The organism is Spirosoma profusum (assembly GCF_014699005.1).
Lineage (GTDB): Bacteria > Bacteroidota > Bacteroidia > Cytophagales > Spirosomataceae > Spirosoma > Spirosoma profusum.
In genome coordinates, this window is record NZ_JACWZY010000017.1 from 102,326 (window position 1) to 127,344 (window position 25,019).

Below are 25,019 nucleotides of genomic sequence, written 5' to 3' on the forward strand. Positions count from 1 at the left end.
AATTTATCATTCCAATTGTGCCTAAATCCCTCTCCCTTCGCTCCGGTCTTGGTAGCGTTTTATTCTGGTCGGTAATCTCGGCGGCTTTTATTGGTCCCGGTTCGGTTACAGCCTGCGCCATAGCGGGTTCTTCGTACGGCCTACAACTCCTTTGGGTACTTACTTTTGCTACGTTAGGTACCGTCTGGCTACAGGAGGCAGCGGCACGTATCACCATCGCTACCGGTCGCGACTTAGGTCAGGTTATTTCCCAAACGTATTCAGGCACCAAAGGCCGGTGGATTGCCTGGACCTTATTTCTGGCTATTTTTCTGGGTTGTGCCGCGTATCAGGCCGGTAATATTCTGGGCGCCGTTTCAGGTCTGGCGTTACTCACCGGTTTGCCGATACCTACGTTAACGGTTGTAGTAGGTACAGTCTGCATCGTTCTGCTCTGGATTGGTTCAACTCAAAATCTGGCTAACTTCCTGGGACTGATTGTCTTTGCTATGGGTGGCGCTTTTGTCTACGTAGCATTTGGTACGCCCGTCAGCGCTGTCGATCTCACCAAAGCGCTTGTTGTTCCGCATATTCCTCCCGGATCATTACTGCTCGTAAATGGGTTGATCGGCACCACCATCGTTCCTTACAATCTTTTCTTCGGTTCCAGCATTGTTCCTACCGTAGATTCGGCGGGCCAATCGTTAAGCGAAATGCGTTTGGGTATTTGGGTTGCGGTTATTTTGGGCGGTATAATTTCGGTCGTACTCCTGCTCGCTGGCTTACTGATTCCCAACGATTTTTCTTACGTTCACATGGCGCAGGTACTCACCAATCGGCTCGGCAACTGGGCTGGTTCGCTGTTTGCGTTTGGCCTGTTTGCTGCTGGTTTCGCGTCCTCACTGACAGCTCCCTTGGCTGCTTCCATTACAGCCAAAAGTCTGCTTGGCGTCAAACCCAATAGTGCTACGTATCGCAGCATCTGGCTCGTGGTTATGGTAACCGGTTTAGTCTTTGGTTTACTGAATGTCAATGCAATTCCGGTTATCGTCGCGGTTCAGGCGGTCAATGGGATTCTACTACCTTTTGTTACGATTTTCCTGTTTGCCGCCGTTAACAACAGAGATTTATTGGGCAAAGCGTACAGCAATTCGCTCATGCAGAACGTAGCAATGGGGTCTGTTGTGCTGGTAACGGCTGTATTAGGACTATGGAATGTCTGGTTGGCGCTTCAAAAGGCTTTCGACATCTGAATTTCTACAAAAAACAAGGACAGCCGATACGTGTCGGCTGTCCCATCTAATACAATAACGTATCAATATCTAGCTCCCCAATTGCTTGCAGAAACTGCTGTGGTCCCAATCGATGGTTAAATCGGTGATGCGATCATCTTCATCAAACCGGAACACAAATACGTGATCACTGTTGAAGGTCAATCCCTTGCTGGCAATCCCCATAAAATCCTGTTCCTGAGTACCAAAAATGGCGACACGAGCCGTTACGGTATCTTCTTCAGCAGTGAGGCTATCAACGGTATTGTCGACATTGGGAAAGCAATCCATAATTAATTGCCAGACGCCCTTTCCAAATTCCCAGAATGAGCCTTTACCGCCATCGCCCATCGGCAGAAAATGCACCGTAGCATCGGGGGTTGCCAGTTGAATCATGCGCGCCGTATCCAAATCCTGATAGGCAGAAAAAAAGGCCAGGCAAGCGCCCTTACGTGTTTGCTCGGTTAAGTCGGTTTTTGTTAGTGTTTCCATTTGTTTATCGGTTCTATTTTTAAGCGCAAAGACGCAGCTTATTCCGCTTTGCTCGATGTATTAGTTGGGTAATTTGCATGTGCTTTAATTTTGCGAATCTGCCGCAGGTGCCGATCAACATGCCCCCACTGATAAATATAAACCTGGTGCAGGTTTCTGGGCGAATCGGTTGCGGTCAGTTCAAAACACGCACGCATGTCAGCATTTGTTTTTTCAGCAAACGCTATGTTCTGATCACGTAGCCGCGTAAAAAACGTCAGGTTATCCTTTCCTTTGATGAAACCAGTCGGCCGGGAAAAATCAGGTGAAACGTGTGCTTTATCTTCCATAATAAAGGCATTGTAATAACTATCGGGCTTGCTGGTTTTCACTAAATCAGGCTGGGGTGTATTGCGACTTCCGATACCAATCTCGCGTGACCAGATAATCTCCCAAAGTGCCAGATGTTCAACTACTTCGGCTATGCTCCAACGGTCGGGCGATTCATGAAAATGCCACTGAGCATCCGTTAGTTTTTCGGTTTCCTGGATCAGCGCGTCGCGGGTACGTTTGAGGTTATCAACTGTGTACTGCCGGTCAGCTTCAGTCCAAAGTTTCTGGCAATGAGCTACCTGCCCCATGGCACAGAAAACAATAATCAGGAGTGTAATGAATTGATTTTGCTTTTTCATCGTATTTGTTTGGTTTGAATACGATGGCAAAATTATTGGTAGCTCATGACCTGAAATTGTAAAAATGCGACATTTTACAGTCAATAGAATTGTGGATAAATCCCTGTCATGTAAGCCTTGCTAACGTAGCGTTTTGGAAGTTTGCTCCATCAGTTCACTTTAACGTAAAGCATTTTTTTGCCCGTTTTCAGATCTGTGAGTAGCACTTTACCGTTTTCGACGTAGTACTTAGACGACGGTACGTCCTGCATCTGTCCGTTCACCTTCAGGCGGACGTAGAACAGATTTCCTTTTGTGAACCAACGGGCTCCGGCGGCTGCCAACTGTGCATAAAGTGCTGAATTCCCTTTCCCCGACGACTGTACCGACACGCCCGATCCGCTGGCGTAACCTGCTGAGCCGCCATCGCCAAACGTACCGTCTGCCCGTAGAATCATTGTCGACGACGTACTGCCGTAGAAACCGCCGTCGGTAACGCCACCGCCATAATTGCTTTCAGTACGCCATGACCCAATTAGATTTGGGTCGCGATAAAGGCCGTCATTGCCAACGGGCGACGTAGCAGTATTTGGTTTCGCAGCAGCCGTAGTAGGGCTACGTGACAGGGTACCTGAGAGAATGGCCGTTCCGTTTTGGCCCACGGCAAACAGGAGTTGGTTTTGTTGTAGGGCTGTTTCAAACTGAAAAACAGAACCATCGGTCGGATACGTAGCAGTTCCCTGCCCCTGCGTTCCATTAGTAGTGCCTTTCAGTACGTATAAATCCTGTTTATCAGCCACTTGCACGCGCAACTCACCGCTCAATTGCTGACCTGCGATACGTAGCACAACACTACTTTGCAGGCTAGCCGACGCATTTGCAGGCGACACCAGCGCACCAGTCCACGTACCATTTAATGGCTGCGCCACGAGTTGATAACTGCAAAGAACTAACAACGTAGCAATAAAAGTGAAATGCATAAAATGAGCCGTATAAACCTGATTCTCAGCCTGAAATCAGGATAGATAATTGGTTAGTTCTACGTTATCTTTTACGTAAAGCGTAGGTTTTTTACCTGTAAACTGAGTGAAGTCCCGGATAAAGTGCGACTGATCGTAAAAGCCACATTGATAAATCAGATCCTGCCAATCGGCTACCTGCCAGCGTTTACTGGCCAGTTCGGCACATAAATAACCAATCCGCCGAATCCGGGCGTAGTATTTGGGACTTACGCCTACTTTTTGCAGAAACTGCCGTTCAAACTGCCGTCGGCAGACGTAGAGTTCATCCATAAGTTCGCCTACGTTGACCAACCCTTTTTGCGCAATAATCTGATTGGCAGTATAATCCGTGCGGTCGAACGTATCACCAACTTTGAGCAGTTGACGATTCAGAAACTGTTCCAGCAAACGCACTCGTGCCAATGGATTGGTAGCTTCGAGAATCTGCTCGTATAAATGCTGAATCGGAGTGCCAAGTACATCGATCAGATTCACTCGTTCGTCAGAAAATTCGTACATGGGCAGGCCAAACAATGACGCGATTCCGGCTGGTTTAAAAACGATTCCGACCATACCGATACGTCCGGCCAGTTCAAGTTTGTATTGGTGAGTAGCCTGACCTGTCAGAAAGCTTGACGGAGCCATTAACGACTGATGTTTTTCATTGGCTACCTGGTATACATCGCCATAATTAAACACCATCGAAGCAAACGCGCTTGGTGGCGATTCGATACGTATCGGCTTGTTTAGCGGCTCTGTTTTCTCCCATACGAAATAGCACTCTACAAAGGGTGCTAAATGTGCCGACGGAGAGAACTTACGATAGATCATTGGTTTAGAAACGGGCGTCTACCAACGAATTTGGTTTATTAATTGATTACTCCCGCCAAAAACTTAGTGAAAGGTTGAACAGACTTTCCACTTCGATCTAATTTACCAGAAACGTAATGCAAACAAAACGGGCCTTCCGCTTTAGAAATGTAAGTTGCTACGTCCAAAATGGAGTATATTTTGCTCAGTCATGTAAGTAATCGACCGTTCATTAAAATCTCACCACATGCTTGTATACAGGAATTAACTTCCTTATTACCTTTACATACTTATTATCAGATACCGGCCAAATCAGAAATGGTCATGAAGAATCGCTCTACCCTTGTCTCTTTTTTTGTTACGTTATTGCTGGGCAGTACGTTGCTAAGTTGTGCACCAACGATTTCGAGCTATCGACTCGAACCTGTTTCGGGCGACGTAGCGACTATTGATGGGCGCCAGGTAACCAAATCCACCCAAAACGGCGTAACAGTGGTAGCTTCTTTTGAGCGCGAAGATCTGGAATACGTAACACTCGACGTTGAAGTAAAAAACCAGACCGATCATCCCATTGAAATCAATCCGGCTGATTTTCGCTACGTAGCACTCGGTGCCAGTCAGGATACGCTCACGGACCCACGTAACACAGGTCTTTCGTTAGCCCGTTCTGCCGCCGATCCAACGTATGAAGCCGGTCGTATTCCGCTGAAACGCAAGCAGGAGCAGCAACGCCTGAAGCGCGCGAAAGTGCTCAATACCCTTTTGCTGGTGGCTGTTATTGCCAGCGACGTATCGTCATCGTCGAACAGTCGTTCCTACAGTGAATATGTTGGTAAACGTATCGGACACGATTTTGCCTATCAGGGCATCGCTGTCAAACGAGTCATTGACCGTACCACTTTTGCCGACCGGATGCAGCGCTACGACTATGAAGAATACCGTTGGCGTGAATTGGCCCTGAAAGCCAATACACTGGCCGCCGGCGAATCAGTACGTGGTTTTGTGTATCTGACTAAAGTTCCGCAAGCCCGTTACCTGGGCGTAACGTACACAATCCCTGAACAGGCTTCTGTGCCCTTATTGTTCAAGCAGGAATTTGTGACGCAGAAAAAAGGGCACAGACGCTAATAAATCAGCGCTTATACTACGTAGAACCCGTTTTACTTTTTGGATTGAGCCAGGAAATAAAACGGGTTCATTCATAAATCTCCTCAACAATTTCTGCCCTATTTCTCTAGGTATCATTTGGATAGGCTTTTCGATTTTTATTATCTTTGCAACTAAGATATTTAGACACAAAGATAAATGAACGATGAATTAACTAATCGGGTAAGAAAACTGAGTCAGCACTATGCGTACGCTTCTATTCAGATGCACGAGGCAATAGGCCGAAAGGCAGGGCTTTCAGGAACAGACCATAAGTACCTGGGATTTCTACTAGAAAAAGGGCAAATGACAGCCGGCGAACTGTCGAATTTAACGGGGTTGACAACTGGTGCAGTTACCGGTTTAATCGACAGGTTTGAAAAGAGACAGCTTGTAAAAAGACAATTTGCAGCAGACGACAGGCGGAAGATTATCATCGTACCAAATTCGGAAACGATAATGGCATTGTTTGTTCCACTCTACAGGGACTTTCGGGAGAAGTCAGCACAATTGATTGCTTCATTTTCAAACGAAGAAATCAACGTACTTGAGACTTACTTTTCAAAAGCAATTGACGTAATGAATGAAACAATAGAGGATCTGAAAAATAACTCATCACCAGAAGCATAACGTTATGATGAATAGTATGGGTGCCAATTTATTTGTGTTTGATTTTCAGGTTATTGACAAAACAAAACTGGCTATTGCTGGGGGTAAAGGCGCAAACCTGGGGGAGCTTACCAAAATCGAGGGAATCCAGGTACCAGATGGCTTTTGTCTTTCTACCGAAGCGTTTAAACGAGTCATTGCAACCGACCTTTTGGAAGAATCTTCTTCGATTATTTCATTACTCCATAAATTATCGCTGCTAAAGATAGAAGACCGATCTGAAATCAGTGAAGTAAGTAGCAAGATTCGTAGGGTTATTGAAGGGCTAATTATTCCTATAGATATTCAGCAAGAAATCACCCGCCAGCTCGTTAAGTTTGGTGATAAAAACGCCTATGCGGTACGTTCCAGTGCAACGGCGGAGGATTTGCCGACGGCTTCTTTTGCGGGGCAGCAGGATACGTATTTGAATATCGTAGGAAAGGATGATATCCTAAAGTGCATCAGCAAATGCTGGGCATCGCTATTTACCGAGCGGGCAATAATTTACCGCATCCAAAACAGCTTTGATCACCGAAAAGTCCAATTGGCCGTAATTGTCCAGAAGATGGTCTTTCCGCAGGCAGCAGGAATTTTATTTACTGCCGATCCCGTTACGTCTAACCGGAAAATAGTATCTATTGACGCCAGTTTTGGATTAGGCGAAGCCCTGGTTTCGGGCCTGGTAAATCCTGATATCTATAAAGTACGGAACGGGCAGGTTTTCGACAAGAAGATAGCTAGCAAGAAACGGGCTATTTACGCGGTAAACAATGGCGGTACGAAAGAGCAGGAGATCGAGACTCAGTTTCAGAACAACCAGGTGCTGACGGATGAGCAGATCTTGCAGCTTGAACGTATCGGCCGAACGATAGAAGCCCATTTCGGCAGCCCACAAGACATCGAATGGTGTTTGGCTGATGATACGTTTTATATCGTCCAGAGTCGGCCAATCACTACGTTATATCCAATTCCTGAGGCAAATGATTCAGACAACCACGTGTATCTATCGACCGGTCATCAGCAAATGATGACCGATGCCATGAAACCATTGGGATTGTCTTTTTTTATGCTGATGAACATTCCGTCCATGCGTGCTGCTGGTGGAAGACTGTTTGTGGACGTAGCACCTATGCTGACTTCGCCATCCAGCCGAAAAACGATGGTAGATTTCCTGGGAAAATACGACCTGCTCGTGAAGGACGCACTTACCACGATACTAGATCGAGTGAATTTTATCAAATCGCTACCCGATGATACACAAGAGCAGATCAGCGGTAAAAGTCCTAAACGTATTCCGAATTATGATGCACTGCTCGAAAACGATCCGGCCATCGTTTCTGATTTCATACGACGTAATGAGGCATCGGTAAACGAGTTAAAACAGGCCATTCAAGCGAAAACAGGAACGTATCTATTTGATTTTATTCTGGACGATCTGCGGCAACTGAAAGCGAGTATTTCAGATCCACAAAATTTTGCCGCGATCATGACGGGCATGAATGCTGCTTCATGGATCAATGAACGGATAATGGCGTGGCTAGGTGAAAAAAATGTAGCCGACACGCTTTCTCAATCAGTACCCAATAACATAACCTCAGAAATGGGGCTGGCCCTATTGGATGTTGCCGATGTAATTCGCCCATACCCGGAAGTAATCCAGTATTTACAAGGCATAAAATCGGATGAATTTTTGGATGAATTGGGGAAGTTTACCGGTGGAAAGGAATCTCAGGACGCTATCTATCAATTTCTAAGCAAATACGGAATGCGATGTGCCGGGGAAATCGATATTACGAGAACTCGCTGGAGTGAAAAACCAGCTATACTTATCCCATTGATTATCAGCAATATTAAGAATTTTGAATATGGCGAAAGTAGCCGAAGATTCGAGCAGGGGCTACAGGAGGCAATACATAAAGAACAGGAGTTAATAGCGCGATTAAGACAGCTACCTGATGGTGAACAAAAAGCTGAAGAAACAAAGCGAATGATCAGCCTTGCCCGGAATTTTCTTGGTTATCGGGAATACCCCAAATACGGCATTGTACGTCGCTACTACGTTTACAAGCAGGCGTTACTGAAAGAAGCCGAGCGTCTCGTACAAGCGGGCGTTGTTCGTGAAAAAGAAGATATTTACTACCTCACGTTTGACGAGTTTCGCGAAGTCGTTCATACACATAGACTGGACTACCAACTCATTAGTAAACGCAAAGAGGAGTTCAAACTCTATGAAAAACTTACCCCGCCACGGGTAATTACGTCTGAAGGTGAAATCATTACGGGAGCCTACAAACGGGAAAATCTTCCCGCCGAAGCTATGTTAGGTCTGGCTGTTTCATCAGGGGTTATTGAGGGCCGGGCGCGTGTTATTCTAAACATGGAAGTTGCTGCGATTGAAGATGGCGATATATTAGTCACCCGATTCACCGACCCTAGCTGGACGCCCTTATTTGTATCTATAAAAGGTTTAGTGACAGAAGTTGGTGGACTGATGACTCATGGTGCCGTTATCGCCCGCGAATATGGCCTACCAGCAGTTGTCGGAGTAGAAAATGCGACCAAACTGATAAAAGACGGGCAACGAATTCGCGTCAATGGCACAGAAGGATATATAGAAATTATATAACAAGGGAAAGGCACAAAATGATGGGGGACGTAGTGTTTTGAGGGACGTAGCCTTACGCTCAAATTACAGGCCTCTTATTATTTTGTTTTCCTGAATTCAGCTCGTTTTTGCTGACTCCAGTAGGCGCTACGTACCTGTGTACCTTCTACCACAAATTCGATCGTTGTGGGCTTTTGCCTGATTACTGGCAGATAAAACAACGTAGCGGATTGGGCATACAAACCCATATGCATGCCCGATTGATTCGACAGATCACAATATAAACGGTCACCTTCTTTGTACACCCGTAACGATTCGGTGCTATCTGCTACGTAGACATACTTGCCGACGTAGCGGTTCAGTACGTCGTCCGAAAGTGTTAAATCTTTGTAAGCACTGCTACGTTCCTGACTTGTAAGCTTATCAAGTATCGTTTCAGAAAAGCTGAAGAAACTATCATCCTCAGCATTCATTAGGGCAGCTATATACAAATCCTGTTCGGGCAAATACATTTCCATACTTCGGAAACCATCGATCGCTCCACCATGTCCGATGGACGGACTGCCCTTCCAGTCTCTGATGAACCAGCCATATCCATATTCAGACAATCGACCCTCAGCTAGTTTGAAGGGAGTAAACGCTTTTTCCAGGCTTTCTTTTTTCAATAGCTTATTGGCATATAATGCCTGATGCCACTGAAATAAGTCGCCCACAGTTGATAGCAATGCACCGGCACTAAAGACCTGATTCATGCTAAGATAATCAATGTTAGCATAGCCATTCTGGCCATTTTTATATCCATTTACCCTGTTTTTAATGAGCTGGGTAGGCGAATCATAATACGTATTGAATAAGCCTGCACGCTTTAAGATGTGTTCCTGCAAATAGGTCTGGTAACTCATCCCCGAAACTCGTTCAATGATTTGACCCAGCAGCAAATAATTTGAATTGCTATAGCCATATTTAGAGTTAGGAGCAAAGATTAAAGGAAGCTTTGCCAAGCTATCGATGAGTTGTTTGACCGGAAAATCAATGCGTATTGCATTGGGGATATGAAAATCCAGTACTTGGTAATCTACGATACCAGAAGTATGCGTAAGCAGGTTTTCGATAGTAATACGTCCTTTATTGGAAAAGACTGGGACAAACTTTTGTAGGCTATCCTGAAGTGAAATCTTACCTTGTTCAACTAATTGCAGTAAGGCAACGGCTGTAAATTGTTTGGTGATTGAACCAATGCGGAAAACCATATCAGTCCGAGATGGTACGCCTAACTCAATGTTAGCCATCCCTACGGCTTTCTGGTAAATAATTTGTCCTTTCCTGGCTACTAACACAACACAGGCGGGCGTATTGGGATTGTACTTTTCTGTTAGCAGCTCGTCCACCTGGTTGAGCAGTCGTTTATCCTGTTTGGTTTGTGCCAATGGCGCTAGCTGGAAATTCAGCAAAAAATAAGCGAGAGAAAGAATGTACTTCATAGCAAAGTATTTCATCAACGTATAGCCCGACTATTACGAGTGACCGTAAACGAGTCATTTGAGGCAGGTTTCGTCGCAAAACACAGAAATACCACTACTAGATTCTACTCAAATTCAGATTTGAGCGTCTATTTTCATTACCCGAGATCTCAAAAGTATGGTACTTGTTCAACTAAATTCAGCCGATACGTAGCGTCATTATCCTACCAATCATCGTCTTCATCGTCAAAGGCTTGCTGCGCTCGCTTCAACTCCTGAAGTGTTTTCTGATTATTTTGTGCCTGCGCTAACGTAATTCCTTTATCATAGAGCATTGCTGCCTTATCACGCTCGTCAAGTTCGGCATACAGAGCAGCAGCGTGATAATACGTTGGTAGGTAATCCGGATGTTCGTTTAGTAATTTCTCGAAATAAAACCGCGCCTGCTCGGGTCGACCATTCAAAAACTCCATGGCCAATGCATAAACATTGAACGGTTCACTGGGTTCTTCTTCTACGTAGCGCATCAATTGCTCAATCCTTTCCGTATTCATGATTTACAATAAAAATGGTATGCAAGCATACTATTTTTTCACGATTGATTTGTATTTTTGACCCGAAAAATAGTTATCCGGCAATAATTTTCGTAACAACTGGCTGACTATTGCCCAACACTCACAAAACCTCAAATTAACTATGAAAATTTTAGTGTGTGTGACGAGTGTGCCCGACACGACCACCAAAATTGCCTTTACCGATAACAATACTAAGCTAAATAAGGCAGGTGTTACGTTCATTACTGGCCCATACGACGACTATGCCCTGGCACGGGCTGTTGAGTTAAAAGAAAAAACCGGTGCGTCAGTAACAGTACTGAACGTAGGGGAAGCTGATTCGGAACCAGTGCTACGTAAATGTCTGGCCATCGGTGCCGACGATGCGATACGTATCAATGCCGAGCCAACGGATGCCTATTTTGTTGCCGAACAGATTGCGGCCATTGCCAAACAAAATCAATATGACCTGATTCTAATGGGACGAGAATCCATCGATTTCAATGGAGGTCAAGTTCATGGGATTGTGGGTGAAATGCTCAATACACCATCTATTTCGCCTGTGATGCTGCTGGATATTGACGGCGAAACGGCTAAAATCACCCGCGAGATCGAAGGGGGCAAGGAAAGCCTGGAAGCCAAACTTCCACTCGTTCTTGGTTGTCAGGAGCCCATTGCCGAATGGAAAATCCCCAACATGCGCGGCATAATGACCGCCCGGACTAAACCTCTTAACGTAGTAGAACCAAGTGGCACTGATAAGCTTACCACCGTTGCCAGCTACGAACTTCCTGCCCCACGTGGAGCCGTAAAAATGATTCCGGCTGACGAAGCCGAGAAGCTTATCCAACTCCTTCATAGCGAAGCCAAAGTGATATAAAGTTATAAAACGATCCGCCGTTGCGGTTGTAGGGGTATAGCGTTGTAAAGTTGCGAATCCACGCCGGGGCTGACGCGCTCATGAACTTTACAACTCTGTAACTCTACTGTTTTATTACCTCACAAACAATATAACTCCTCAAACTTATGTCTGTCCTCATATTTGCTGAATTAGACGAAGGAAAAATCAAGAAATCTGCCCAGGAAGCCATTTTTTACGGTGCAAAGGTCGCCCAAATGATGGGTACGTCTGCTACGGCTATTATCATTGGTTCAGCTGATAATACTGAACTGGCATCCGCAGGAAATTTTGGTGCAACCAAAGTGCTTCACGCAGCTGATGCTAAACTGAATGAACCCAATGGCATGGCTTATGCCACTGTTGTGGCGGCTGCCGCCCAACAGGAAAACAGCAAGGTGGTTGTTCTGGCCAAATCGTCGCTGGGCGATGCCATGACTGCTCGACTGGCTGGTAAACTAAAGGCAGGGCTGGCGGCTAACGTAGTGGATTTGCCGGATTTATCAAACGGTTTCCGCGTTAAAAGCAGCATTTATACGGGAAAAGCGTTCGCCTATAATGAACTCAAAGCTGATGTTAAAATACTGGCAATCAAAAAAAATACCATCACTCCAGAAGCCAGCGATGCAGCAGCCATTGTGGAACCTTTCACCCCCACCCTGAACGATGCCGATTTTGCTATTTCGGTGAAAAGTACGGAGAAATCATCGGGCGATATCCTGCTTCCTGAAGCCGATTTAGTCGTATCAGCGGGTCGCGGATTGAAAGGGCCTGAAAACTGGGGTATCGTAGAGGATTTAGCAAAAGCCCTTCACGCAGCAACAGCCTGCTCAAAGCCAGTGTCAGATCTCGACTGGCGCCCTCACTCCGAACACGTTGGGCAAACCGGGCTAAAGATTAGTCCTAATTTGTACATTGCCTGTGGTATTTCGGGCGCTATTCAACACTTGGCGGGCGTAAACTCATCAAAGGTTATTGTTGTTATCAACAAGGACGCTGACGCACCATTTTTTAAATCAGCCGATTATGGTATCGTTGGTGATGTGTTTGACGTACTGCCTCGTTTAACTAAAGCGGTGAATGCGTTATGAGTGATGAGCTATAAGTGATGAGTGGTGCGCTATTTTTCGCGGCCAATTCATCACTCATCGCTTATAACTCATCACTTTAATTGTTAAATTCGCGTCGTGGATAAAATTAAGCTGGAAATATTAGGGCTCTCTCCCAGTCAGTCGCAATCGGGATCGTTTGCACTGGTTTTAGGCGAAGAATATGGTAACCGACGGTTACCCATTATCATTGGCATGTTTGAAGCGCAGGCTATTGCGATTGAGATTGAAAAAATTGTACCGAACAGGCCTATGACGCATGATTTGTTCAAACAGTTTGCCGAGCATTTTAAATTTACAGTGCGCGAAATAATGATTTCCGATTTACGCGAGGGTATTTTCTTCGCCAAAATCGTGTGCTTTGATGGTGTACGCGAAAGTGTAATTGACGCCCGGCCTTCAGACGCTATTGCGATTGGTATCCGGTTCGACGTACCGATCTATACAAATGAGTCTATTTTGTCGGAGGCTGGCATTACAGCTAACGGCAATGATGAGGATGAAGAGCAGGAAGAACTGGTACGTTCATCAAATCGGCCAACAGCGCGTTCCTTCAGTGATCAGTTGAAAAATGCTTCCTCCGAAGAATTGCAACGTATGCTTGAGGAAGCGTTAGGTAACGAAGAATATGAACGTGCGGCTAAAATTCGTGACGAAATGAGTAAGCGTAATTAATTAGTTATTGTCCCATAAACAAAGAGAGCTATCCAATACAGATAGCTCTCTTTGTTTATGGGACAATAACTAATTAATTACTTAAGGCACTTATCTGGGCTAATAAAATTTGAATAGTCTGCTAAGTAGGTGCTTACAAACACTGCGCATATAAGGTTCGTGCTACGTCACGAGCGCGTTTCAGTCGCATTTTCATCGCGCTAATACTAACCTGGTTTTCATTAGCCATATCGGCTATGTCTTTCCCTACAACGTAACGTTCGCGCAGTAAACGACGATTGTAAGCAGAAAGCTGACTGAGCACCTGTTCAGCAGCCTGCCAGCGCTCATCTAACGTTATAGGCTCATCATCCAGCACTTCAGTGGATGGCTCTTTTACATAATCGATCACCCGATATGTTGATCTAGCCTGCTGTTGCCGCAAATTGAAACAGTGATTTCGTGTAATCGTATATAACCAGGTGGAGAAACTAGACTGGTGACGGAAGGCCGGCAATCGCGAAAACACTTTGCAGAACACTTCCTGCACCTGATCATGGGCCTCCTCGGAGTTCTCTAGAAAGCGGAGACAGGATTGATAAACCTTATGGTTATAACGTTGATAAAGTTCGTTGAAACTAGCGGTTTCTTTATCTTCTACAAACTGGTAAACTAACTCTTCATCAGTGAATGTATTTTTCATAATAGAATAACCTGGGACATAGTTTTAGGCCATGCCAGTCAGCTATAGTTAAATAATGAATAATACAGACCACCACGTGAGGCATGTAAAAACAGTAGCGACATTATCTATTAATTATAAACTGTGCACTACTCTTTTATCGGGGGACTGCCTTAACTAATGATCGTTAGACGGGGAGGGTATCAAAAAGTAATCAATAATTTTAAAAAATTTTCTCCATTGAGAATTCGTCAATCGATTACTCATAATAGGTCAATTATGGCCTTTTACTGTTGTTTTATTTTTTATTAATTCTTTCACAAGCAGCAATAAAAAAAGCCGGGAGTGTCAACTCCCGGCTTTCTTGTAAAGTACTCTGTTACTTATTCCACACCGAAGATTGCATCCCGGCGACCGCTGTTACCAGCCCGACGGCGCGTTGCTTTTTTCGCTGGTGCAGGAGGAGCTAGCAACTTAGCTTTTTGCTCGTCTGTCAGTGGCTTCAAGTCAGTGATCGAGTAGCTGTCGTCGCTAATCGTCGTGTTGAAGCTACCCACCGTTTGCTCAGGCTGACCGTTGCAAGGCAGTTTCGTAACTGTGAATACAGCGCGGAAGTACTGTACTTGCGGACGTACCCGACGACCTTTGAAACGGATAGCGTTGCCACTTTCAATTTTCGTTTTCTCAGCCTGTAACTGTTGAGCAAGGCCACCTGGCAGTTCGCGCAGGTTCAGGATTACCGTGTTGGTATCAAATTCTACTGAAGCATTAGCCAGCAGACGGTTCAGACCACGGTAACGTAACCGAGTCACCGTATCCCCTACCGACGTAATCGTACCGTTACAGTAGCAGACATTGGCTACTTCACGAGTATATGGCGTGCGGTAATAAACTTCTAGGCGCTCAAGTTTGTGACGGTATTCGCAATCAGCAACAATTGCTTGTTTTGGACGAATGCTAGCGAAACTGGTTGTATTTACTTCACCTATACACGTACCACACTTAGCAGTCTGCTTGTTGTGAACCGTTACGTAGTAGAAACCTGGGTTAAGCTGACCATTCGAGAAGTAAGCGGTTGGGAACGTCAACGTAGTATCGGTTGTGTTTTCCAACTGAGCAATTACCTGGTCAGTTGCGCCAGCAACTACAGAATCCGGACGGTAGTACAAACGAGCCGTAAACGTTTCGTTCTTGGGACTTGGAGTCGTGCTACGCCAGCTAATGACCGGAGCCGCTGCCGCAGTGTTAACAGGGGCCGATTGCTGTGCGTTTGTACTATCCACAAAGGCCAGCGATGCGCCTTTCAGCGAAGCGCCATTGAAGCGTACATTCAACTCAGGCATTTGTTCGCAGGTTGGGCAGGTAACTGGTGCTTTGGGGATAAGTTTCTTCTGAACAAAACCTTTCCGAACCGCTACACCTGCACTGAAACCACCATGTTTCCGTGTGAACTCATAAATGACAGATGGGTTCTCAAAACCGTTAACAATCAGATAGTTCAACTTCGTGATAAACCCTTGTCCCTGAATACCAATGTTCCAGTTGTTCTTAAGCGGGAAGAATACAGCTAACGAACCCAGTGCACCTAAGTGATACAGGTTTGAGCTTGGGTTTACCGTACGAATCAGAGCGCCACCAGATACCAGCGGACCACTTGGTATAATATTACCCTGTGAAGGAACAAAGGCCGCGATCGTAGCCGCTTCCGTACGGAAGAGACCTCCCCGAGCTGCTGCCTCGATGAACGTAGTGGCTTCTGGATTCCGGCGGCTACGGGCAATAGTAAACGTCAGAACTGGACCAACCGTCAGGAACATATCTTCCGACGGGCGTTGGTTGATAGTCACCTGGTTTTGACTAATACCTCGTGCTGAAGCTAAGCCGTAGAGATAATCCCGATAAATGCTACGTGTTACGTAGTTCTGATAGCCGTAAGCGGCCCCTACAGCAAATCGTAGGCGTCGGGTAGCGGGGGTCAGGAAATAATCAACGTTCGCTGTGATGTTAAAACCAGCACCATTGTAAAGGGTGTTGTCACGTTTGTTTGGACCAAACGTGTTTTCCCATGTACCGCAATAAGCAAAGTTGGGCCCTGCAAACAGCCCAATGCGCCAGGGCGATAACCGACGTACCAGAATAAACGTCTGGAAAGTAGTGTCACAGTCGTCAAGTTCGGCTACGTCACTTGCCACGGCTTTGAAATCACTTCGACGTAGCGTATCGGTATAAATACCTTTGCCTAATCGATAGATGTTTTCGCGTTCGTACATCCCGCTGGATGCAGTAGTTGACGTAGCGGGTTGAACCCGGACCGTATCAGCCTGTTGAGCAAGGCTTACAGAAGGTATTGCAAAACTTAGCAACACGAGTCCAGCCAGCATCCTCATGGGGTGTTGTTGGATAAATGTTCGCATATTTATTGAGTTAATTTGACGCAATGTTTCTAACTAAATTTCAATTCTTCCAAGTACCAGCGTATAATCTTAGGCAACGGTCACTCCACTATTTTAGTAGAGTTTCACGCAATAATCGGCTGTACTATCGTATAAATGAGGCCTCCCAGGGCTTCATTTACTATATGACTAACTTCCCCGATAAATGTTTGCAGGTTACTCGTAAAATATTTTTATACCGTTACCTGCGAACAATAAATGAACCTAATTCTACAACTAGATTCTGGCTAGCTAGTGGGATAGGGCATTCATGAAATCACCCCTCATTCCTGATTTTTTTACAATGTTAAGACTGAATTGCAAAAGTCAATTCATCTTATCAATATTTTTTCAGTATCTGTTACGAAACAGCTTCATTTTCAGCATAGCTGCGTCATAAGGCTATTTCATAGTAAACTCTTTATTTAAGATTGCCTATTCCTGTCTTTTTTTCTACTAGAAAATTGCTCCCTTTTTCATTGCCAATAATAGTAATAAACAAGTGATAAAAAAATATTTTATCCATTTGTCAGTGTTTGACGTGCACATTCACTCTATTTTCTCAATTGTTCTACCTTTTTTACCATTTTGGGATAGGATACAATAGGCTCTTGTAACGTATTTATATACGTCATCACCCAGCTTTCCCAGTTTGATAGCCCTCCGTTGTAATCAAAGCAATTGAAGAACTCGTTTAAAATTCCAGTTTAACTGTCGTCTGAATTAGATTAGTCGCACATTTAGCAATGGTTTTACCATCGGCAGCCACGATACGTCCTTCGCAATGAATAATATTCTTACCCTCCCGAACTAACTCAGCAATTGCTGTAACCAAACTGCCTATATAGGCAGCATGTAAGAAATCTACTGCCAGGTTAACTGATGTATACGCATAAGGGCGGCCCAGCGAAAAGACCATTGTACCGATCAAATCATCCAGAATAGCAGCAGATGCCCCTCCGTGTAAAACTTTAGCGGGGTTAGTTAACTCCTCCCGAACCATAAAATCAACCTCCATTCGTCCATAATCCACCGTCCTTATAGTGCCATTGAGCCATCGGCCAAACGGCGAAATACTGATACGCATACTTTCTCCAATCCGGGAACGGAAGAAATCAAGGCGGGTATTTGTAGAAGAATCCATATTCCTAAAATAGCATTAAACTAAGCTATAGGGCCGCAAGTTGCTATTAATTGTGGACTTTCTTGGGAGATTTTCAAGACTTGTACTACTTTTGGGCGATTTTTAGTACGCCTACTTTATCGCTCCCTATGAATTATACACTTACGCAGATACCCGACCGGACCCCAAAGCCGCGCCAAAGCGGCCTGACAATGGTCATGGATAAAGGGTTGAGCCTGCGCGAAGTAGAAGATTTTTTGTCTACATCTTCTGAATACACCGACATCGTCAAATTAGGCTGGGCTACGTCCTTTGTTACGCCAAACCTGAAAGAAAAATTAGCTATTTACCGCGAAGCAGGTATTCCGGTTTATTTCGGTGGTACGTTATTCGAAGCCTTCGTAGTCCGTAAGCAGTTTGACGAATATCGCAAATTGCTCGACCGTTATGATATGGCCTACGCCGAAGTATCGGACGGGTCTATCGATATGATTCAGGATGAAAAATGCGAGTATATCCGCACTTTAGCCACTCAGGTAACGGTCCTGTCAGAAGTAGGATCGAAGGATGAAGCCAAAATTATCCCTCCCTACAAATGGATTCAGCTCATGAAAGCCGAGCTGGAAGCTGGTGCCTGGAAAGTAATCGGCGAGGCCCGTGAGGGCGGTACCGTTGGTCTGTTTCGGTCGAGTGGCGAAGTGCGGCAAGGACTGGTCGAAGAAATTCTGACACAGGTTCCAAACGAAAGCATTCTCTGGGAAGCCCCGCAGAAAGAGCAACAGGTTTGGTTTGTTAAACTGCTTGGTGCCAACGTTAATCTGGGCAACATTGCCCCTCATGAGGTTATACCACTGGAAACCATCCGTTTAGGTTTACGAGGTGATACGTTTACGCATTTCTTAAATAACTTCTGAACCGGGATTTAGCAGATTTAAGGATTTACTGGATTTTGCTTTCATTAGATTAATACGCTTTAAAGAAGCGAAAACAAAATACAGAAAATCCCTAAATCTGCTAAATCCCGGTTCAGAAATCTCTTTATGGATCTTATCAAATCATTACTCGATTTTCTGCTTCACCTCGATCGCTATCTTGATGCGTGGGCGAATGATTACGGTGTACTGTTATACGCCATCTTATTTCTCATCGTCTTCACCGAGACGGGGCTGATCGTCATGCCGTTGCTACCCGGCGACTCGCTGCTTTTTGCCGCTGGTGCTTTGGCAGCACGTCCGACGAATGAGCTGAGTGTCTGGGTTATTATTCCTCTGCTCATCGGTGCAGCTTTGCTGGGCGATAACGTCAATTATTTTGTCGGAAAGTTTTTGGGCAATCGAATAAAAATGAGGGAAAGGATTCTCTTTTTTAAACGCGAGTATATTGCTGAAACCGAAAAGTTCTATGCCCAATACGGTGGTAGAACCGTGATTATCGCCCGATTCATTCCAATTGTGCGTACCATCGCTCCTTTCGTAGCTGGCGCCGGAAGCATGACTTACGGTACGTATATCAAGTTCTGCGTCATTGGAGCCGTACTTTGGGTAGTGAGCATTTCTTTGTTAGGTTATTTCTTCGGCAACTTCCCGATTGTTCAGAAGAATTTCGAACTGGTTGTGTTTGGTATCGTTGGTTTATCGGTGGTGCCGATTATTGTTGGCTATTTTCGGAAGCGGGCTTAACTATTTGATTTTCCGCCTTATGAATCGATACGGCCTTATTGGTTATCCACTTACGCACTCATTCTCGCAGCGATATTTTACGGAGAAATTCGCTCGGGAAGGTATCCTCGATAGTCGATACGATCTGTTCGAATTGCCTGCTATTGCCGCCCTGCCCGATTTACTGAACCTGCCAAATCTGCGTGGACTGAACGTAACGATTCCTCATAAACAAAACGTTTTACCCTATCTGGACCGGCTAGACGTATCAGCCGAGAAAATTGGTGCCGTGAACGTAATAAAACTGGAAACTGATGGCTCTCGCACCGGCTATAATTCAGACTATTATGGTTTTCGTCAATCATTGACTGACTGGCTGGATTCGCTTGGACGGCACTTATTGGGTTTGCAGGCGTTGGTGCTCGGAACAGGCGGAGCCTCGAAGGCCGTTACGGTGGCTCTTGCCGATTTAGGTATTACGTATCGGTTTGTGTCTCGAACAAAAGGGGCAAATCAATACACTTACGACGAATTAAATGACGTAGTAAATTCGTATGAATTAATTATTAACGGTTCCCCTATAGGTACGTATCCTAAAGTAGAGGAAGCTCCTGCGCTTCCGTACGAAAAACTCTCCGAACGGCATCTGCTATACGACCTGGTTTATAACCCTTCGGAAACCCGATTTATGCAGTTTGGGCGGGCGCGCGGAGCCGCTGTTTATAACGGACTTCGCATGCTGGAACTACAGGCCGAAAAAGCCTGGGAAATCTGGCAGGCTTAAACTGTCAATCCACACAAATGTCCGGCATTCGCTTTTCGTCCATCACAAAAACATTGAAATCGACTTGCCCACGAATGCCTTGTACCCAGCCGCGCTGATTATGTTGCCAGAGGTAAAGCTGGTCGGCATTGTAGCTGCCAAGGTGTTTTGTAGAATAATCAGCAATCCAGAGCGGATATTCATCCAGGTTCCCTTTAACGTAGCGACGATAGAGGTTTCCGTTTGTGTAGATAATCGGGCGTGTTCCATAATGATCCTCTACCGTTTTGAGCCATAGCCGTAGTCCATTGACGATGGTCTCGTCAGTCTGCCCATTAATAACTTCAAAATCAACCACTGGCGCAAAATCGCCCTCGCTGAGCGTTACGTTCCGAATAAAATTTTGGGCCTGTTTAAGTGGGTCGCGGGTGGGATGATAGAAGTGATAAGCCCCACAACGTAGCATTGTTTTTTTCGCTTCCTGCCAGTTTTTGCGAAACTGTTTGTCAGTCAACGTAGCGCCTTCGGTGGCTTTGATGAATACGAACTGAAGCCGAATCCCGTCGGCTTCCATTTGTCGGACGCGCGTCCAATCGATTCGGGCATTATGCCGTGATACGTCGATGCCATGAATGGCGTAACGCATGGGTAGCCGAATGCCAAAGCCTTCCACAAATTGCCAGTGCAGCTCGTTGGGACGACGCAACCGAACAACCCAGAATCCAATCAGGAAAAGAAGTACTGCCGCAATCAAAAAACCATATCTACGAGAAATGATTTTGACTAAAACGCGGAATTTCATGCAGAAATCAAATTGTTAGGTCAAAAATAACGTATTACGCCCAAACGTACTACGTAGCAGCGATACCATTAATCACAAAAAAGCCCTCCATGTAATTGGAAGGCTCCCAAAGAATAATGATCTGTAAAAGTTAATCGTGACCTTCCAGCTTAACTAATTTGTTATAAAGCCCAAGCAGCAAAAAAGGAGCTGCCCACTGCCCAACAAATAAACTTCGATTGCGGTGGCCGGTAGCCTGTAATACTAATGAAGCAGCCATCGATCCTAATGAAGCCCACAGAAATATATCGGAAGGCAGTTTAGCGGTTTGTTCTTCGATTGCCGTTGCCACTGGCCCTTCTTTGTGTTCAGGATTGCTATTCTTGTCCTTTGCCATAATGTTGAGTTGGTTAAATATTTCTGAAACAAGTAACGGACTGTTAAATCAAAAGGTTTTAAGCATTGAGGGTACGGATTCCTCTACGCTAACGTAGTGAATCCGTACCCTCATCAATTAAGTTAAATTTCTTATTTGTTAGGCTGTGGCGTAGTCCGCAAATATGGTTTTACAAACGTAACGCCTTTGGGATATTTCGCTTCGAGTTGGTCGTTGGTAACGGCGGGGGTTACAATAACGTCCTCCCCATCCTGCCAATCGGCGGGGGTAGCTACCTGATAGTTAGCTGTCAGTTGCAGCGAATCGATAACACGTAGCAACTCATTGAAGTTACGCCCCGTTGAAGCCGGATACGTTAACGTCAATTTGATTTTTTTGTCAGGCCCGATCACAAATACAGAACGTACCGTTGTTTTTTCGCTGGCATTCGGGTGAATCATATCATAAAGTTCGGCTACTTTACGATCTTGGTCAGCGATAAGAGGGAAGTTCACTTCAGAACCCGTTACGTCTTTAATATCAGGCGTCCAGCGATTGTGCGAATCCAGATCATCGACCGATACAGCAATCACCTTTACGTTACGTTTACCAAACTCATCTTTCAACAGGGCCGTTTTACCCAGTTCAGTGGTACAGACGGGCGTAAAGTCGGCAGGGTGCGAGAAAAGCATGCCCCATGAATCGCCAAGCCATTCATGAAAACGGAGGTGTCCCTGGGTTGTATCGGCCTCAAAGTCAGGCGCAATATCTCCTAATCGAAGTGACATAATGAACGTGGTTTTAGTTAATAAACTCTATCTAGTTAATATAGAATTCTGTAAATGGAAAACCGGCTTTACGCCGGTTTGTTTTCCAAACTTAAAAAACACTTTGCGAGTTCACAATTTTTCTGATTTTACGTACGCGCAGCTTTCAGATAAGCTTGTCCTCAACAGCCATTCGAACCAGTTCGGCTGCATTACGTACCTGTAAACGGCGCATCATATTAGCCCGGTGATTATCGACAGTCCGGACGCTAAGTTGTAGTTTCTCCGCAATTTCCCGACTGCTCATACCATCAACCAGAAACTGTAGAATTTCTTTTTCCTTGTTCGAGAGTTTCGACTGACGTTCGCTACGTCCGTGCCGATCGCCTTTTTTGAGTTGCTGCATATAGCCGCTCAAAATGATCGACGCAACGGGCGAGCTATAATATTTCTCGCCGGCGGCAATGGTTCGAATAGCTTTAATCATTTCATCCGACGACGAATCTTTCAGAATATACCCGTACGCGCCCGCTTCCACCGACCGAAGGATATAATCTTCATTGTTATGCATGGACAGCATCAAAACCCGTACGTTTTTATATAACCGACTTACAATCTGTGTAGTCTGAATACCAGACATACCGGGCAGCGAAATATCCATCAGAATCAGGTCGGGCATTTGATCGCCTTTTTGCTGATGCGCCTTTAATTTATCCAGGGCTTCCTCTCCATCATTCGCTTCATCCACAATCTCGAGCCCATCGGCCTGTTCCAGCAAAAGTCGAATGCCATCGCGAACAATGGAGTGGTCGTCCACCAGCATTAATTTAATAGGTGTCATGGGGTTGCAGATGCGTTTGATAAGGGATAACGACCTGAATTTTGGTACCTTTTCCCAATGTAGAATTAATTTTAAATTTACCGTTCAGCAGCTTTATTCGCTCCTGTATATTATGTAAACCCTGCGAAGGCGGGCGGAGTTCGCCATTCGACGTATTATCATTACTCGTATCCAGCGGAGATTTTCTTAACTCATTATCCTGCTTGTTTCGTGATATCCGAAACCCACGCCCATCATCACTCACCTGCAATTGAAGCGTTTTGCCCCGCTCCATCAGCTCGATCTGAATAGTCGAAGGATTGGCGTGTTTCACTGCGTTACTGACGGCTTCCTGTGTGACACGATAGAGCATAATCTCTACGTTTTTATCGAGACGAGGCATGGCAGGGGTCAGGTTCGTCTCAAACGTAACACTGATACGTTCGTTACGATCATGTTCGGCCAGCATTTTTATAGCCGGTACAATGCCGAAATCGCTTAATACGGTCGGCATCAGGTTATTCGAAATAGTACGTGTTTCCTGAATGGTCTGCGTGACCAGACTCTTGAGCGTTTTCAGGTTTTTGGCGTGCGGTATCATTCCATTCTCGTCGGTAGACGTAGTACGGACAATACTGGCTTCCAAACCCTCTAGTTGAAGTTTGATGGCTGTGAGCATTTGTCCCAATCCGTCGTGCAACTCCCGCGACATCCGTTTTCGTTCTTCCTCTTGTCCGGCAATCAAATACGACGTCCTTAGTTTTTGTTCATCAATCTGCTGCTCATACTGCTGTTTGGTAGCTTCAAACAGTTTCTGCCTCGTTTCTTTTAGACTTCGGTTGGCACTCACCAGTTTTTTGTTGGCTGCCGCCGTCTGACTTTCCGCTTCGACCAACTGCGCAAATGTTTGCTTAAGTTTCTGAGCCGCTGGTCGGAACACCAACCAGCCAAAACCGACTAAAACAATAACCGTAAATATATATAGATACAATTCGATCGATTGTAGCTGGCTCAATTTGGCGCGCATTTCGCCCGTGTACTCTCGAACTATACCATCTATTTTCTCCAGAAACGGTTTTTCGTTGGCCAGCATCAGCCGAAGACTTGCCTGCACATCGGGCTGACGCACTTCGTCGAAATGTTTAAGACGCATCAAACGGTCGGCACTCTGGCGAAATGCATCGAAATGCGGCCGAATTCCTTCGTAAAGTTTTTGTACTTTTTCAGAATTTGTAATTTGTACGTTATACTCGGTAACACGTCCCTCTCGGCTTTGTAAATGATAGCGTTCAAAAACTGGAAATAAGGCTTTTAGTTCTGCTACGTTCTCGCCAAAACTAGCCTGCTCACTGGCGTCAGTAACTTGAAGTGCCTGTTTTACAATCTGTTGACTCTGATGGCGTTGTAAGGCCGTATATCGGATTACCCACAGTTCATCCTGCACAGCCCGAATCCGCCATTGCGTAAGCAGTTGCCCAGCCGTCAGCAGAATGGCCAGAATAATCAGTAGAGTCATGTAGAGCTTGGTAAATCGAACGGGAATTACCGAGCCATCATTTGTGTTATGAGTATGTAAGTCAGACACGGGCCGCGTGGTCGGGGCAACAAAATGAGTTAGTAAAAGTAATCTTTTTTGTAGTTTTACCTTTATTTCTGATCGTCAAAGTATTCCAGCATCATGAATCGTATACTGATTGCTTTCTCACTTGTGTTGCTCATCGCTGCAACTGCGTTTCGTCCGGTGGTTCCACCCGGCAAGCCAACTCCTCCTGTTTCGGCTGCCGAGCCGGTGAAACTCTCCTGGGAAACGCTACGTGATGTTACCTTCAAGAAAAAATGGTATGCCGAAGAATCGGTATACATGCTTTATCCGACGTTCGGGCCAAGTATTCAGAAACTGAACGGTAAAACTGTAGAGCTGACTGGCTACGTACTACCCGTTGATCTTGAGTCGAATATATATGTACTGTCGGCCTTCCCATACAGCGCCTGCTTCTTCTGTGGTGGTGCCGGACCTGAATCAGTGGTGTCGCTGAAGTTTAAGAAGTCGGACAAGAAATTTAAGACTGACGAACGTCGTACGTTTCACGGTACGTTAAAACTTAACGCCGACAATATTTACGAACTCAACTATATTCTGGCCGACGCCGAGATGGTTGCTCAGTAATATTTATCGAATTTCCTTCCTGTTAACTCAGGGATAAAGTGCTCTCAGATTATCTGAGAGCACTTTTTTTTACATAAAATATAAAATTTCAATTAAATCAAGAACTAAGTAAATCTATTTATAGAGAATAGGGGTATATACTGTCAATTCTACCAAATAACAAACTCCTG

General features: G+C 45.2%; 25 protein-coding genes. 11 read left to right on the plus strand and 14 right to left on the minus strand.

The features are described 5' to 3' along the window. Window positions 1-17 precede the first annotated feature (17 nt). Entirely contained in the window at window positions 18-1,232 is a 1,215-nt protein-coding gene (locus tag IC229_RS19455; protein ID WP_190888675.1) for an Nramp family divalent metal transporter, read from the plus strand. 69 nt (window positions 1,233-1,301) lie between these two features. On the opposite strand, the gene IC229_RS19460 is transcribed toward IC229_RS19455, so the two are convergent. From IC229_RS19460 to IC229_RS19475, 4 genes are all read right to left on the minus strand, one after another. Next, on the minus strand, window positions 1,302-1,742 hold the full coding sequence (locus IC229_RS19460) for an ester cyclase (RefSeq protein WP_190888676.1): 441 nt from the start codon (window positions 1,740-1,742) through the stop codon (window positions 1,302-1,304). 38 nt (window positions 1,743-1,780) lie between these two features. Next, window positions 1,781-2,413 carry a DinB family protein gene (locus IC229_RS19465; protein ID WP_190888677.1) on the minus strand — a complete coding sequence of 211 codons (633 nt, stop codon included), beginning with the start codon at window positions 2,411-2,413 and terminating at the stop codon, window positions 1,781-1,783. Window positions 2,414-2,562: 149 nt separating this feature from the next. After that, window positions 2,563-3,372, minus strand: a complete 810-nt coding sequence (locus IC229_RS19470; RefSeq protein ID WP_190888678.1) for a hypothetical protein — start codon at window positions 3,370-3,372, stop codon at window positions 2,563-2,565. 36 nt (window positions 3,373-3,408) lie between these two features. Beyond that, complete coding sequence (locus tag IC229_RS19475) at window positions 3,409-4,224, minus strand: DUF6597 domain-containing transcriptional factor (RefSeq protein ID WP_190888679.1); 816 nt, start codon at window positions 4,222-4,224, stop codon at window positions 3,409-3,411. A gap of 303 nt (window positions 4,225-4,527) precedes the next feature. Here IC229_RS19475 and IC229_RS19480 point away from each other — a divergent pair, with 303 nt between their 5' ends. From IC229_RS19480 to ppsA, 3 genes are all read left to right on the plus strand, one after another. Then, complete coding sequence (locus IC229_RS19480) at window positions 4,528-5,331, plus strand: hypothetical protein (protein ID WP_190888680.1); 804 nt, start codon at window positions 4,528-4,530, stop codon at window positions 5,329-5,331. Window positions 5,332-5,508: 177 nt separating this feature from the next. Further along, complete coding sequence (locus IC229_RS19485) at window positions 5,509-5,979, plus strand: MarR family winged helix-turn-helix transcriptional regulator (RefSeq protein WP_190888681.1); 471 nt, start codon at window positions 5,509-5,511, stop codon at window positions 5,977-5,979. A gap of 4 nt (window positions 5,980-5,983) precedes the next feature. After that, a complete protein-coding gene (ppsA, locus tag IC229_RS19490) occupies window positions 5,984-8,626 on the plus strand; it encodes a phosphoenolpyruvate synthase (protein ID WP_223834082.1) in 2,643 nt (880 codons plus the stop codon). Between the two features lie 77 nt (window positions 8,627-8,703). Here the strand turns inward: ppsA and IC229_RS19495 are convergent, their stop codons facing one another. Beyond that, complete coding sequence (locus tag IC229_RS19495; protein WP_190888682.1) at window positions 8,704-10,086, minus strand: serine hydrolase domain-containing protein; 1,383 nt, start codon at window positions 10,084-10,086, stop codon at window positions 8,704-8,706. Between the two features lie 203 nt (window positions 10,087-10,289). Then, window positions 10,290-10,619, minus strand: coding sequence for a tetratricopeptide repeat protein (locus IC229_RS19500; protein ID WP_190888683.1), 330 nt, complete (start codon window positions 10,617-10,619; stop codon window positions 10,290-10,292). Between the two features lie 142 nt (window positions 10,620-10,761). On the opposite strand from IC229_RS19500, the gene IC229_RS19505 reads away from it, so the two are divergent. The 3 genes from IC229_RS19505 (at window position 10,762) to IC229_RS19515 (ending at window position 13,301) form a co-directional block, all read left to right on the plus strand. Further along, the gene (locus IC229_RS19505) at window positions 10,762-11,499 is read left to right on the plus strand and encodes an electron transfer flavoprotein subunit beta/FixA family protein (RefSeq protein ID WP_190888684.1); all 738 of its coding nucleotides are present in this window, start codon (window positions 10,762-10,764) and stop codon (window positions 11,497-11,499) included. 146 nt (window positions 11,500-11,645) lie between these two features. Continuing rightward, window positions 11,646-12,608 (plus strand): electron transfer flavoprotein subunit alpha/FixB family protein, encoded by a 963-nt coding sequence (locus tag IC229_RS19510; protein WP_190888685.1) that lies wholly within the window; start codon window positions 11,646-11,648, stop codon window positions 12,606-12,608. A 96-nt stretch (window positions 12,609-12,704) separates the two neighbouring features. Then, entirely contained in the window at window positions 12,705-13,301 is a 597-nt protein-coding gene (locus IC229_RS19515) for a bifunctional nuclease family protein (protein WP_190888686.1), read from the plus strand. A 133-nt stretch (window positions 13,302-13,434) separates the two neighbouring features. On the opposite strand, the gene IC229_RS19520 is transcribed toward IC229_RS19515, so the two are convergent. The 3 genes from IC229_RS19520 to IC229_RS19530 all read right to left on the minus strand — a co-directional run bounded on the left by IC229_RS19520 (window position 13,435) and on the right by IC229_RS19530 (window position 17,538). After that, entirely contained in the window at window positions 13,435-13,983 is a 549-nt protein-coding gene (locus tag IC229_RS19520) for an RNA polymerase sigma factor (RefSeq protein WP_190888687.1), read from the minus strand. Between the two features lie 362 nt (window positions 13,984-14,345). Beyond that, a complete protein-coding gene (locus IC229_RS19525; RefSeq protein WP_190888737.1) occupies window positions 14,346-16,343 on the minus strand; it encodes a hypothetical protein in 1,998 nt (665 codons plus the stop codon). Window positions 16,344-17,088: 745 nt separating this feature from the next. Then, the gene (locus tag IC229_RS19530; RefSeq protein ID WP_190888688.1) at window positions 17,089-17,538 is read right to left on the minus strand and encodes a PaaI family thioesterase; all 450 of its coding nucleotides are present in this window, start codon (window positions 17,536-17,538) and stop codon (window positions 17,089-17,091) included. Window positions 17,539-17,666: 128 nt separating this feature from the next. On the opposite strand from IC229_RS19530, the gene IC229_RS19535 reads away from it, so the two are divergent. The 3 genes from IC229_RS19535 to IC229_RS19545 all read left to right on the plus strand — a co-directional run bounded on the left by IC229_RS19535 (window position 17,667) and on the right by IC229_RS19545 (window position 19,959). Next, complete coding sequence (locus tag IC229_RS19535) at window positions 17,667-18,431, plus strand: phosphosulfolactate synthase (protein WP_190888689.1); 765 nt, start codon at window positions 17,667-17,669, stop codon at window positions 18,429-18,431. A gap of 126 nt (window positions 18,432-18,557) precedes the next feature. Next, window positions 18,558-19,196, plus strand: coding sequence for a DedA family protein (locus IC229_RS19540; RefSeq protein WP_190888690.1), 639 nt, complete (start codon window positions 18,558-18,560; stop codon window positions 19,194-19,196). A 19-nt stretch (window positions 19,197-19,215) separates the two neighbouring features. Further along, entirely contained in the window at window positions 19,216-19,959 is a 744-nt protein-coding gene (locus tag IC229_RS19545; RefSeq protein WP_190888691.1) for a shikimate dehydrogenase family protein, read from the plus strand. A gap of 4 nt (window positions 19,960-19,963) precedes the next feature. On the opposite strand, the gene IC229_RS19550 is transcribed toward IC229_RS19545, so the two are convergent. The 5 genes from IC229_RS19550 to IC229_RS19570 all read right to left on the minus strand — a co-directional run bounded on the left by IC229_RS19550 (window position 19,964) and on the right by IC229_RS19570 (window position 24,198). Next, complete coding sequence (locus IC229_RS19550) at window positions 19,964-20,740, minus strand: glycoside hydrolase family 25 protein (RefSeq protein ID WP_190888692.1); 777 nt, start codon at window positions 20,738-20,740, stop codon at window positions 19,964-19,966. Window positions 20,741-20,870: 130 nt separating this feature from the next. Further along, the gene (locus IC229_RS19555; protein ID WP_190888693.1) at window positions 20,871-21,116 is read right to left on the minus strand and encodes a hypothetical protein; all 246 of its coding nucleotides are present in this window, start codon (window positions 21,114-21,116) and stop codon (window positions 20,871-20,873) included. A 131-nt stretch (window positions 21,117-21,247) separates the two neighbouring features. Continuing rightward, window positions 21,248-21,883, minus strand: a complete 636-nt coding sequence (locus tag IC229_RS19560; RefSeq protein WP_190888694.1) for a peroxiredoxin — start codon at window positions 21,881-21,883, stop codon at window positions 21,248-21,250. Window positions 21,884-22,028: 145 nt separating this feature from the next. After that, on the minus strand, window positions 22,029-22,685 hold the full coding sequence (locus IC229_RS19565; protein ID WP_190888738.1) for a response regulator transcription factor: 657 nt from the start codon (window positions 22,683-22,685) through the stop codon (window positions 22,029-22,031). 4 nt (window positions 22,686-22,689) lie between these two features. After that, window positions 22,690-24,198, minus strand: coding sequence for a sensor histidine kinase (locus IC229_RS19570; protein ID WP_223834083.1), 1,509 nt, complete (start codon window positions 24,196-24,198; stop codon window positions 22,690-22,692). Between the two features lie 162 nt (window positions 24,199-24,360). Between IC229_RS19570 and IC229_RS19575 the strand changes: the two genes are divergently transcribed. Continuing rightward, window positions 24,361-24,849: a DUF3299 domain-containing protein gene (locus IC229_RS19575; RefSeq protein ID WP_190888696.1), complete on the plus strand. Its 489-nt coding sequence runs from the start codon at window positions 24,361-24,363 to the stop codon at window positions 24,847-24,849. The last annotated feature ends 170 nt before the right edge of the window (window positions 24,850-25,019 follow it).